Annotated in this window: 15 protein-coding genes; 7 read left to right on the forward strand and 8 right to left on the reverse strand. The window is 36.0% G+C overall.

Annotation, left to right across the window (positions count from 1 at the left end; genetic code table 11):
- Positions 1-194: 194 nt before the first annotated feature.
- Positions 195-818, reverse strand: coding sequence for a DUF47 domain-containing protein (locus CLOCL_RS16470; protein WP_014256397.1), 624 nt, complete (start codon positions 816-818; stop codon positions 195-197).
- 84 nt (positions 819-902) lie between these two features.
- Positions 903-1,955, reverse strand: a complete 1,053-nt coding sequence (locus CLOCL_RS16475; protein ID WP_014256398.1) for an inorganic phosphate transporter — start codon at positions 1,953-1,955, stop codon at positions 903-905.
- 439 nt (positions 1,956-2,394) lie between these two features.
- On the opposite strand from CLOCL_RS16475, the gene CLOCL_RS16480 reads away from it, so the two are divergent.
- Entirely contained in the window at positions 2,395-2,988 is a 594-nt protein-coding gene (locus tag CLOCL_RS16480) for a YhfC family glutamic-type intramembrane protease (RefSeq protein WP_144687007.1), read from the forward strand.
- A complete protein-coding gene (locus CLOCL_RS16485; RefSeq protein ID WP_014256400.1) occupies positions 2,985-3,410 on the forward strand; it encodes a DUF3887 domain-containing protein in 426 nt (141 codons plus the stop codon). The genes CLOCL_RS16480 and CLOCL_RS16485 overlap by 4 nt, the downstream gene beginning before the upstream one ends.
- A 97-nt stretch (positions 3,411-3,507) precedes the next feature.
- On the opposite strand, the gene CLOCL_RS16490 is transcribed toward CLOCL_RS16485, so the two are convergent.
- From CLOCL_RS16490 to CLOCL_RS16515, 6 genes are all read right to left on the reverse strand, one after another.
- A complete protein-coding gene (locus tag CLOCL_RS16490) occupies positions 3,508-4,095 on the reverse strand; it encodes a YCF48-related protein (RefSeq protein ID WP_027621976.1) in 588 nt (195 codons plus the stop codon).
- A gap of 33 nt (positions 4,096-4,128) precedes the next feature.
- On the reverse strand, positions 4,129-4,533 hold the full coding sequence (locus tag CLOCL_RS16495) for a beta propeller repeat protein (RefSeq protein WP_027621977.1): 405 nt from the start codon (positions 4,531-4,533) through the stop codon (positions 4,129-4,131).
- Between the two features lie 43 nt (positions 4,534-4,576).
- Complete coding sequence (locus tag CLOCL_RS16500; protein WP_014256401.1) at positions 4,577-5,449, reverse strand: hypothetical protein; 873 nt, start codon at positions 5,447-5,449, stop codon at positions 4,577-4,579.
- Between the two features lie 61 nt (positions 5,450-5,510).
- Positions 5,511-6,071 (reverse strand): hypothetical protein, encoded by a 561-nt coding sequence (locus CLOCL_RS16505; protein ID WP_014256402.1) that lies wholly within the window; start codon positions 6,069-6,071, stop codon positions 5,511-5,513.
- Positions 6,072-6,118: 47 nt separating this feature from the next.
- Positions 6,119-6,301, reverse strand: coding sequence for a hypothetical protein (locus CLOCL_RS16510; protein ID WP_027621979.1), 183 nt, complete (start codon positions 6,299-6,301; stop codon positions 6,119-6,121).
- A gap of 30 nt (positions 6,302-6,331) precedes the next feature.
- Complete coding sequence (locus CLOCL_RS16515) at positions 6,332-6,589, reverse strand: hypothetical protein (protein WP_014256403.1); 258 nt, start codon at positions 6,587-6,589, stop codon at positions 6,332-6,334.
- Positions 6,590-6,930: 341 nt separating this feature from the next.
- On the opposite strand from CLOCL_RS16515, the gene CLOCL_RS16520 reads away from it, so the two are divergent.
- The 5 genes from CLOCL_RS16520 to CLOCL_RS16545 all read left to right on the forward strand — a co-directional run bounded on the left by CLOCL_RS16520 (position 6,931) and on the right by CLOCL_RS16545 (position 12,236).
- Positions 6,931-7,788, forward strand: coding sequence for a hypothetical protein (locus tag CLOCL_RS16520; protein ID WP_014256404.1), 858 nt, complete (start codon positions 6,931-6,933; stop codon positions 7,786-7,788).
- On the forward strand, positions 7,785-9,014 hold the full coding sequence (locus CLOCL_RS16525; protein WP_014256405.1) for a glutathionylspermidine synthase family protein: 1,230 nt from the start codon (positions 7,785-7,787) through the stop codon (positions 9,012-9,014). The genes CLOCL_RS16520 and CLOCL_RS16525 overlap by 4 nt, the downstream gene beginning before the upstream one ends.
- Positions 9,004-9,756 (forward strand): hypothetical protein, encoded by a 753-nt coding sequence (locus CLOCL_RS16530; RefSeq protein ID WP_014256406.1) that lies wholly within the window; start codon positions 9,004-9,006, stop codon positions 9,754-9,756. Before CLOCL_RS16525 ends, CLOCL_RS16530 begins: the two co-directional genes overlap by 11 nt.
- 267 nt (positions 9,757-10,023) lie before the next feature.
- Positions 10,024-10,914, forward strand: a complete 891-nt coding sequence (locus tag CLOCL_RS16540; protein ID WP_014256407.1) for a hypothetical protein — start codon at positions 10,024-10,026, stop codon at positions 10,912-10,914.
- Positions 10,915-11,030: 116 nt separating this feature from the next.
- On the forward strand, positions 11,031-12,236 hold the full coding sequence (locus CLOCL_RS16545) for a J domain-containing protein (RefSeq protein WP_148263798.1): 1,206 nt from the start codon (positions 11,031-11,033) through the stop codon (positions 12,234-12,236).
- Positions 12,237-12,561: the final 325 nt, after the last annotated feature.

The raw sequence follows: 12,561 nt of genomic DNA on the forward strand, positions 1-12,561 counted from the left end.
TTCTATTGACCTAAACAGTTAATAAAATTCAATAATGGAAGCCCGAAAGCTTCCATACATATGAAACTTTTTTAAAATTATTATTAATGAGCTTTTCTGTTGCAATAAGCGAATCAATTATTAAACCCAATTTTATAACACTATACAATAATCCAGATACTTAAGTATATAATAAGCACAATTCAGAACACACATCACGAATTTTTCATAACGATTTCCTCTATCGCATTTGAAACATCTTCACAAGCATCACAGCATTTCTCTAGGAAGTGGAATGTAGATTGCCATGCTGATACTTCTTTAAAATCATTACAATTAACATATAAATCTCTTATAGCTTCAGAATAAAGTTTGTCTCCGTCTTCTTCAAGCTTATTTACATCAACAATCAATTCATGCAATGTTTTGGATTTTCTGAAATTATGGAATTCAGTCAATGCCAACTTTAACGAATTGCAGCATTTTACAATAACGGAAGTCATCTTTACAGCATAGGGTCGGATATGCGTAATATTGAACATATACATACGTAACACAACATCTTCAATTGCATCGGTAAGATTATCAATGGAATTTGCCAATCCCAAAATATCTTCTCTTTCAATAGGTGTGATAAACTCTTTCATAAGCCTTTTTGTCATAACATGTCTTGCTTCGTCAGCAGCATGTTCTATTTCATGCATTTCTTTTACTTTATTCAATAGCTGGTCTGCTTTAAAGTTATTTACAATTTGATTCAATAAATCTGCTGCTTTACAAGAATACTCAACCAATTCCACAAAAGTGTCGTAATAGTATTCATCTTTCTTTCTGGCCATATTTCCCAATCCTCTTTCGTTAAAATTGTGTTTTATTTAACTTAAGGTTCATGATTTCATTTAAATTTAGCAGTCAATTTGTTTTTAAAAAATACTCATAAACAATAATGCCATCAAGAAACCTATAAGCCCGCATCCCGGGAAAGTCAAAATCCATGCCATTATCATTTCCTTTACAATTCCCCAGTTTACGGATGAAATACGTTTTGCAGCTCCAACTCCCATAACCGCCGTAGTTTTTGTATGGGTTGTACTAACAGGCAAACCTGTCGCAGATGCTATGAACAGACAAATAACTCCTGCCAGATCTGCCGAAAATCCTTGATATTTTTCGAGTTTTACCATATCCATTCCTACAGACTTTATTATACGATAGCCTCCTATAGAAGTACCAAAGGATATTACAAGCGAACAAAGGACAATGAGCCAGGACGGGATATGAAAGGTGGTAACATCACTTTGTCCTTTTGCAAGGAACATTCCCAACATGAATACACCCATGAATTTCTGTCCGTCCTGTGCACCATGCATGAAAGCCATTCCGGCACTTCCAAGTATCTGAGCGTTCTTAAAAAAGGAATAGGTTTTAGTTCTGTTTACTCTTCCAAATATGATTTCAACTATTCTGACAACCAGCCATCCCATTATAAACCCTAATGCTATGGATAGCACCAATCCGTAAAGAACCTTAACCCACTCATTGAAATTTATACCTTTGATACCACCTTGCAGCGCAATAGCTGCACCGCTTATTCCCGCTATCAATGCATGGCTTTCACTTGTAGGAATTCCAAACCACCAGGCGGCCGTTGCCCAAAGTACAATAGCAAAAAGAGCTGCACATAGTGCTACAAGCGCTGAATCCGGATCTCCTCCAAAGTCAACCATATTATAAATGGTTTCAGCCACACTGCTGTTTACCATAGTCATTACAAAAACACCGAGAAAGTTAAAAACAGATGCAATAATAATAGCATTCCTGGGCTTAATTGACCTTGTAGATATTGCAGTAGCAATTGCATTAGGTGCATCGGTCCAACCGTTAACCAATATAACCCCTAATGTCAACAGTGTGGTTATGACTAAAGGAGGATTTCTCATCAGTTCACTCAAGAAAGAACTTAATGTAATTGTCATTTTCCATCAACATTCCTTTTGTCATTAAAATTTTCAGCAGAAAAATTGTATCTTTTTTCCACTTCAAACAGCACAAAACTAGAATAACACAATTTTTTTGGTTATACAATAACCGATGAAAAAATCTAACATAAACTTAACAAATATTTAGTCTTCACCATAAGCCTATAATTGTATACGCTTAAACCCATTATACATATTTTCCCATACCTTGTTCCGAATTAGACATTAAAGTTAAAATCATTTTATGCAAGAATAATAAATTAAATACATACTGCTAAATATAATATTAGCAGAATACCCTTTGGAAATTTTATGGACACATTTAATAAACCACTTCAAATTTATTAAATATGCATCAAAGTTTAATAATATTCTTTTGCTCGGATTGTTTAAGTGATATTATAAAATATATTTATATGAGGTGGTGAAAATAATTTTGAAGAATCTCCTTTGGTTTTTGGCCGGTTCAGCTTGTTTTATCATATCGCAACCTTTGTTAAGAATGCCTATTCTTCAACAGTTGCAAAACTCAACTAAATTTATGCTTGCTTATCAATTGAACCCTTTGACAATTGGAATTTTAATTGCCTTGTCGGCAGGTATTTTTGAAGAAAGCTTTCGTTTTTTATTTAAACAGTTTTTGATTAAACCTGTCAAGTGTGATTTTCGTCAGCCAATTATTTTCGGGTTGGGACATGGCATTGCAGAAGCACTTATAATTTTATTACCCGCTTTATCCTATGTTCCAATTTCGCAGTTGGGATTGGCGGTTTTAGAAAGAATTTTGGCAATTATTCTGCATGTTGGTTTAACAATCATTGTCTGGAACGGATTTCAAAAGAATAGAAAGATTTTATACCTGTTCATTGCAATAGTACTTCACGGATTTGTAAATTCTTTAATTCCTATTTTATCATCTTTTCCAAATTCGATACTATTGATTGAAGGGACATTGGTTGTAATAGATGTTTTTATGATTATTTATTCATATAACTCAAAAAAACTATATATTAAGGAGGACTTACAATGAAAAAGTCAATATTTAAGTCAACAGGAGTTTTAACCCTCGTAATTCTATTATGTCTTTCATTTATCAGCGGTTGCAGCAGTCAAAAATTATCTGGTGATTTTAACGAAGAAGAAGTTAAAAAAGCTGCAGAAAACGTAATTAGCCTTATAAACGCCAGAGATTCGGAAGGTATTAAAGCGTTATGTACAGTGCAAATGAAAGATGCTCTCACCGATGAAGTGTTCGATAAAATATTTGAAACCGTTGACGAAGGCGGTAATTTTAAAAAAATGGAAGAAATGAGTATTGGTGGAGCAACTGACAAATCAACCGAAGAGGAATTTGCTGTTGTTGTAGCTAAAGCAAAATATGAGATTAAAACCTTTATCTTTACAATCACCTTTACAAAGCAGATGAAACTTGCCGGTCTTTATCTAAAGTAAAGCAGAACAAAGTGAAAATTAAAAGGGCTTCGTGTTCGATGCCCCGAAGCTCTTTTAATAAGGCTTTAAGATATTTACTCTTGTATATATTGCCTGCTTACTTAGGCCAAACTTCTTCCCAAGTGTTTCCTCCGTCTATAGTATGAACAAGTTTAGTGTCCGCACTTATAGCATGCCCTTCATCTTCACTGACAAAGCAAGGAACAGGTATAACATCTGTTTCATTAGTGAAATTAACCGGATTATATGTCTTTCCTTTATCTGTCGTTTTCAGGAGAGTACCTCGCATTGAACCAATATAGCCTGTTCCGTTCTTAAAAAACTTAATGCCGTCAGGATACCCTACTAAGGGCAAAGCATTGTGCTCATCTGTATTTTTTTCAGTTAGCGGATCAGATTTTGCAATTATATTCCAATTTTTGCCTGCATCATTAGTATAATAAAGTATCTTTGGTTGCAAACCTGTAACCGGCTGCTCAGTACCCATTAAGTATCCTTCTTCCGGCGAAACCCAGCTCATTCCTTCACCACCAAAATCCTCAGGCGTTTGAATCTCCTCCCATGTATTTGCTCCATCCCTTGATACAAATACCGAATCTCCATATCTCGAACCGCCAAAAAGACCGTTGGTACTATGGCTTGCAGCCACAAATACTATGTTCTCATTTATGCAATCTATTTCCACCGGGTTTTTGCCTTCAACAAAGGTTATTTTCTCCTAATCCACTCCTCCGTTTACAGTTTTAACAAGGACCGGTTTAGGTTCGTTATTATCACCTATATTTTCAATGGCATATCCTATCTTTTCCGATACAAAGCATAAAGCATAGAGGTCTTTTTCTCTATTTACCGTTTCCCATGAATTGCCCCCGTCTGTTGTCTTTAGAAGGCAGTTTTCTTCCGAGCTGTTTCTAAGCGACATAAATCCCGTTTTCGATGTCACAAAGCTAACAGACTTTAGGAAATCTATACCCAACCCATTAGACTTTTTATCTGTTGCGACCTCGGATACTTCAGGTTTTATATTACCGGTATAGGCATTTTCATTTGCCGAACCACTGCTGCATCCCACCAAAAGAGCCAGTAATGTCAAATATATTATTATATGACCAAACTTCTTCAATTTACCTCACTAATCCATTCAGCATTAACTTTCTTCCTATTAACTATTCCTCATAAGGTTTAAATATTAGGTTGCATAAAGTAAATCCCTGTCCGTTATAAACATACTCGCCTTCCACTTCGCCCACAGGGTCTCCGCTAACAAACTCTTCATAGTTTAGTATACCGATATTAACTTTGATGCTATTATCTTCTATCCCTATATTTCTGATAGAGTAATTTGTTTTAGGTGTATCATCCAAAAACTTAAGCTCTTCACGTTTTTCTTTCTCTTTCTTAAGAAAGTCCCTGATTATTACAGCATCTTCCGTTGTAAATTCCCCGACAAAGTTATTTTCCAGGATGGGTATTTCCTTCATTGTAGATAAATCCACCACATGCATTACAGATACAGAGACACCGGTTCCACTGCCTACACCCATACCTATGCAAAGGTTTTCAATCCCATCGCCGGTTACATCCACAAGTTTTGGTGATAAATAATTTAGAGTAGTAGGATAATAAGTATGCTGCCAATAGAACTCTCCCTGTCTTTCTCCCTTTTTAATTGTATAAGAAGAAAAACCGTCTTCACTTATTAGAGGAAAACTTATTGTGACATCCTTGTTGGTAAATTCATAGAAATAAGCATTATCTTTCCAAACATAGTTTCTTGAAAACCCGTCATCCTTAATCCATATATTTTCCTCCCACTTCAATCTCTCCACAAATTCATCATTTACATACTCATCCCAGTTAATACTGTCTCCAGCCTCTCCCTTCGACGGTGACGGTTGATGCTCATCATTTTGTTTATCAGTATAAATAGTATGGGTAGGTTCTGTTTTTATATTAGCCTCTGCGGCTGAACATCCCGCCAGCATTGCAACAATTATACTTTGAATCAGCACTTTACCTACCTTTCCCTTCATAATCATAATTCTTCACCCTTTAATAAAAAACTTGCTCTTTTCTTCAAGATTAACTGATTTGTGCTTCTTAATTTCCTAAAATCTTAATTATTTCATCTTTTTCCTTTGAGTCTTTACATCCATCAAGAAAACCTTTAAGCAATTCAAGTTTTAAAGCATCTTTTTCCATTGCAATTTTCTTGAGCTGTTCAGTAAAATATTCCACCATTTCATCCTGAGAAAATGAGAAACTTACTATCTGCTGATTGTCAAGGTTATAAATACCTGAATTTTTCGGGTCTATGGCAAATTTTTTATTTACATCGTCCCAATAAAAAAGAATTGTCGGAGCATATTCAAACAAATTATATTTTTCTTCCTCACCCAGTACCTCATTCTCCTGTACTTTTGGGCTTGTATATGTAACTTTGTAATTGATTTTTATAAAATAGTTGTTTTCTTCTTTCCAACAGCTTTCTATATCTCCATCGTATCTGTAAAATATATGTTGCATCGGCGACATCCACAAATGTTCATGGTTTGAATATACCAACACTTTCTCCAATTTATCATTAATAATTGAATAAATTGCAGACTCTGTTCTGGAAAACCCTGTTCCGCTCCCGGCAGAATAAGTGGTTTTTATCATTTTTTTATCTCCACATTCAATAATTTCATATTGAATATCATACTCCCTCAAAAAAGGGGCTTCAATACTTCCACAAAATGTCCATTCCCCTTGAATTTTTTAAAAAGCATAAGTTGCCCGCTATATTTACTGCTATCTCGCACTTTTAACATTTTAATTTCCGAATTATCCTTGCCCAAGTCAATTGCTATGACTTCAGCATCCAACTTCAAAGACTTATCAGTAAACATCTCATAATCACTTTTAATTCCAGACTTATCTCAAGGCACCTTGATGTCCAAGTCTCCATTATTAATTTTTTCTGCAATTTCGTCAGGATTACCATTTTTAATAATGCTGTCGTAAGCTTTATCTCCTCCTGCTGAAGGAACATCTACTGGCATGATCGGTGAATTTTGAACCTCACCAGATAACGGGTGGATTGTTGCAATTTCATTTACATTTGAAACCTCTTTAGCAGCACATGAACTTAATAAAAATGCCAATGCAGAAGCAGCTATTATCAAATCCGCTCTCATAACCATTTGCCTTTCAAAAAATTATTCACAAATCAAAACAATATACGGTTATTAAGCCAACCTTTCCCTAGTTTCATCACCAAAATAATATTACAACTATTACATAAAAACAAGTACATTAAAATATTTTGTTGTCTTCAATACAATGTTTATCTTTAAGCATCTGACTTATAAAGAGTGTCCAAAAATAAATACTGACGAGTAATTGGATTTCTTCTAAGAAAATTTGTATTCTTTAATTGAAGAATTTAATTTCATATGTTAACATGGAAAAAATACTTATATATTTTGGTATAATTGAAAACGTTAATTTTAATAATTAACTTTGGGAGATTTTAAAAATGGATCTTGCTGAATTTTTAATATTAATATTATCCGCTTATTATACAGCAAAAAGTATAAAAGATTGGTATAAAAGATTGCCGGAGTTAAAGCCCGCTAAACGTGACAAGGCTATAAAGTATGTAGTGGGACTTTTACCTGTCGTTTCATTTTTTATTATTTTATACACACTTAAATTCCTGGCTTCCTTCGATGTGGTAAATGATAGGATCTACATAATATTTTACATTTTACTGGGATATGCATGGACATTTTTAGGCATGAAATTAGTCTTTCTCTTTTTCGATATATCATGGATCGATGATGTCTTGGGTTTAAACAACAAAGCAGCTTTATTCGCAGTCAGCGGATCATTTCTCGGATTGGTGGTAATATATTCCGGTGCCAATATAGGCGATGGTCCCGGTTGGTGGTGTGTTTTATTTGCAGGAGGATTGGGCCTAATCACGTGGTTCCTTCTTGGTAGGATTATTCATTCATTTACACAGGCTTTTGAGCGCATTACAATAGACAGGGACATTGGCTGTGGAATCCGTATCGGTACTTATCTCCTGGCCAGCGGAATTATTTTGGCAAGGGCATCTGCAGGGGACTGGACTTCTTTTTACAGTACAATAGTGGAATTCTTGGTCGGATGGCCAGTCTTGGTATTGACCATACTTGCAATAATTGTTGAACGCTATTATATACAGAAAACCAAATTGGAGGAAAACTCCAACAATATATATTTATCGAGTTCATTGTGCTGTAGTATTATCTACCTTATATTTGCTGCCATGAGCGTAACCATGTATCCGTTGGTTGAAAACCCCAGCTACGACGATTTGGCGGCATTCTTTCTCGGGGTGGTTCTATGAAAAATGGCATTGAACTGGCTTCAATTCCTAATGAGCAATATTCAGAATACCGTTACAATGTAATATTCAAAGCATATAAATGGGATCCGCAGGTAGGAGACCACAATACCATAGCAAAACATGCAGTTCTTATGGAACAGGAAACCGCAAGACAACTGGAAACATGGGCAGAGCAATTGTCAGCAGAAACAATGCAAATGGAAGAAGCTTTGATTCATAGACAGGAATTGGCAAAAAAACTGAGTTTGCCACGAAAAATCATTAAAAATTTGTTTCGCCTTTCAAGCTATGAAAGAAACCAAAATATTAGACTGATGCGTTTTGATTTCCATCCCACTACAGACGGTTGGGCGATATCCGAAGTTAACAGCGATGTCCCCGGTGGTCTGGCAGAAGCATCGGTTTTACCCAAAATCGCATGTCAGTATTTTCCTGGCTATGAACCTCATAGACATGTTGGCGATAGCATTTTCCAAGCATTCTCGGAAAAGGTTAAAAGAAACGGAGTTATTGCATTGGTTCATGCAACGTCCTATTCCGATGATCGCCAGGTCATGGAGTTTTTGAGCGATTATTTTCAGGCCTATGGATATGGCACAGTTTTTGCCGCACCGGATCATATAGCATGGAAAGACAATAAAGCCATATGTATTATAGAAGGCAAGGAAGGTTTTATTGACGGTATTGTCCGCTTTTTTCCTCTGGAATGGTTGCCAAATCTTCCCCGTCGAGCAAATTGGCAGGGATATTTTGATTGCCTGACTCCATCCTGCAACCATCCGGTTGCGATATTTACCCAATCGAAACGCTTACCGTTGGTTTGGGATGAATTAGGTGTGGATGTTTCCACATGGAAAAAACTATTGCCTGAGACAAGAGACCCTAAATCCATCAAAAAACAGGATAACGATTGGATATATAAACCTGCTTTAGGAAGGGTAGGGGAAGGTATTTCCATTAGAGAGGCAATAACTGAAAAAGAGCTAAAAATTATCGAAAAAATTGCACACAGGGGACATGGCAGCTGGATAGCCCAGCGAAAGTTTGCCAGCCAGCCATTGACTGATATAAACGGTGAAACCTTTCACCTGTGTGTAGGAGTGTTCACAGTTGACGGAAAAAGTGCGGGCTTTTACGGAAGAATAAGCCCGTACCCAAGAATCGATGATAGAGCAAAGGACATACCCATATTGGTTTCGAAGGGAGGAAAAACTATTGAGGGATAATATAGAAGTATATAAAATTTGGGCACCCGATGATTCTTTGTGGTCACCGTGGGCTAAGCCTGTTTTATTTATGCAATCGGCTGAAATAATCTTCAAAAAAATAGAATTACCTGAAATAAACTGGATGCCTGGTCTGGAAAAAGAAACTATGATTGTTGTTGATCTTCCGGATCGAATCGGAGTACACGAAAGTCTCGCATTGGCGCGTTTAGGTTATCGTCCGGTTCCCCTTTATAACGGAGTGGACGGCCGTACCTATAAAACGGCTGTCAAAGTAGATAAAATTGCAACAGCCCTGTTTGAGGGTACTTACATACTTGAAGAGTCGCACATAAAACCCGATGCTCCTCCGGTATTCATGCTTGATTCCAACAGAATGAAAGGAAAAGCAAAGGTTCCGGGCTCTTATGATAACCGCTGGTGTGTGTTCCCCCAGGATATGCCGTCAGCTGCGTTTCTGAAAAAAGCAGGGATTTGCAAGGTAATTGTGCGTTCTGACAAAATCGAAAACGATTTATCACATATTTTGCTTCGTTATCAGCAGGAAGGGATTGAAATTTATTTATGCAATGGTGAAAAAATCAAAAAAGTTTCAGTGGTAAAACCCTCAAAATTCAGAAGCCTCTCTTACCGCTTCAAAGTAATCCTGGGCTTGACCAGAAACAGTGCCGGTGGTTTCGGAGGAAGAATCCCAGAACCGACACAAAGCAGTTCCAGAGGCCGGTACTACGGATACGGTTGATATTCTGCAAGTAATGGAAGTTGGACAAATATCTTTTGATTGGACAAAGGAATTGAATTTTTTCAATTCCTTTGTCTGCCTAATAAAAGCCTTTATATTTATGAACTTCCAAAATACGCTTTTATTGTTGAGGTTTTGCAAAATATATGCTAATATAAATGTTAATTGCAAAAAAGGATTTATACATCTTATGGCTAAGATTTATGCTTTTGTGAGGGGGGATTTGCCATAAAAAGATCATTGTTTGCTTTTACTTTAGCTACAATTATGCTTGCATTAATAACAACCGGATGCTCAAAAAATATCAATGTTCGTTCTTACAACGCAGTTTGTGACCTTTATCTGGAAGGGCTGCCGGAAGAGTTCAAGCAATTACCTGAAGCACTAAGAAATGATCTTAATATCTCTATAACTTTAAGAAACGTATCATCAAATAAAAAACACAATATCAAACTCAAAGCCGCTGACAATTATCGCAAGTCTGTATATTTAATACCAGGAACCTATGAAGTCCAAAAACCGTTTTTATACGAACAAAGCCTTGCAATGTTTCGAGTAGAAACAACCGTCACTTCCATTTCCGTCGCAAAAAACAGCCGAGCTGAAGTTCCGATAAAAGTTTCCAATCCTTCGAATTTTATAAACACAATGAAAAACAACCAGCCAACGGATGAAATTCTCAATGCAGATATCTACTCCAGAAAAGTACAGTATAAAGGCAAAATAATAGACTTAAACAAGATCAAGGAAGTAATGTCGTTTAACCTTGCCAGTAATTCTAAAACTCTATCTCCTTCAGAGACTTACCTAATTCCGTCTTCCGACAATCCAGGGGTGTCAATAATTGTGCAAAACCTGACGAGCACCTCTATACCTGTCAGCAAAGCAACACTAACCGGTGTATACTTTACTGGCAATAACGTTGTTTTACCTAAAGGTATTACTTTAGGATCAAATTTGCGTGATATTGTTCATGCCAAAGAGGGAAAACTGGGAACACCGGACTATTGTATGGGATCAGCGTTGATAGGCTTTGAAATTGACGGTACAACTCTGGTTTACATAGATAAGGATTCCGGTGACCGCATAAGTTTTTATATTAAACTGGGCGATACGTATGTAAGCTCAGTAAAATATGAATTTGCCAAATACGAGTAGAAGGAGTATATAAAATGCCATCAAATATTTCACCCGTTCTGAAAATACTTAAAATCAATATATTGGCACTACTGGCTTTCCCGTTATTACTAATTTCAATAGCTTCAAAACTGATAATGAAAGCTTTTGAAAAAACATTGGTTTTTATGGGAGTCGCTGCTGCCATTTTTATATTGTTTCTGTTAAATATTATAATTAACTCTTGGGGTGGATTTTTTGAAAATCTTGCTTTAATAATAGGTTTATTAGTTTTTTTCGGCGGTATCATCGCTCTAATCTTCATAATCCCTATTTTATTAGGAAGCATTGCCTTAGCAGCATTTTCTTTCATTTCCATAATTGTGAATGCTATCTTAGCTATTCTGTTTGAAATAAGCTATGCCGGTTATTCAAAATTATATGATATTTGCAAATGTGACTATAATGACCTTTCCGATGAATGTCAATCAAAATATCCGACTTTTGCTTGCGTGTTCTGGCATTTGCTGCGGGCATTCAATTTTTTAATTATAAAACTATTCTCTTTTACTTGGCCTTTATCCATAGTAGTCTGTGTTGGCTTTATCGGCTATTCGATATATTTTGTTTCCAGTAAAGTGCAAAATACATTTGGAATAGGTATCTTCGCATACTTAAAGCTGTTTCCGCTTATTCAAACCGTATTCGCAGTACTCTATTTCTTAGTTTTAGTAATCGGAATCGCTATAATTATTCTCTCGCTCGGTGCAGAGTGGAGTGAATGGGGACAGATGCTAAGTCTCTCCACCCAAGATTATGATAGCTATATTCAAATGCAGTTATCGGAAATTGAGCCGAATTTCCTGGATAATTCCTTTGAAGAAGGGAAAAACGCACAACGGTGCCAGCAATATATAAATACCCTGGAAGAATTAATCAATGATTTTGAAGATTTAAAACAGCAAGTGGATGCAGCAATGTGTATTAAACATGATCCGGTCATTGCCTATAAATTCAGCGAATATGTAAACCTTTTAAACGAACTGTCAAAGCAACTATCATCCAAATCCAATATCAATCCTAAAATCTTTGAACTTAAGTTTATACCTCAAATTGAAAGAGCAAGCCGATTATCAAAAGATATTATTAAAGATACGCTGCGAATCATCAACAAGAACGTTTCCTCGGCAAATAAGGCCCAGAAGGTTTTTGACTTTTTTGAAGGCTGCTCAACTGAAGAAGAACTGAAAAAGAGATATAAAGCACTGTGTAAGGTTTACCATCCTGATGTTGGCGGACATGAAGAAACTTTCAAATTATTGCAGAATCAGTTTGAAGAAAAAATGAAAGCTGTCAAAGTTTAGATTCCAAAACAAATTAATATTTCAATTTTGGCATTTTTCAAGGTTTTTATCTGCTGATAAAAACCTTATTTTTTTATTGAAGAAATTATTAGTAAAAAAATTGTGCGTTCCGATAAAATACAAGACGATTTGTCACATATTTTGCTTCGATATCATAAGGAATCGAAATTTTCTTGTGCGACAGTAAGAAAATAGAAAAAGCTTCTGTAACTAAGCCTTCAAAATTTAGAAGTCTCTCATACCGCTTCAAAGTAATCCTGCGTTTGATTAGAAACAGTACCAGAGGTTTCGGCGGTAAAATGACCCGATCCGATTGAACCCAGTT

Source organism: Acetivibrio clariflavus DSM 19732 (assembly GCF_000237085.1).
Taxonomy (GTDB): Bacteria; Bacillota; Clostridia; order Acetivibrionales; family Acetivibrionaceae; genus Acetivibrio; species Acetivibrio clariflavus.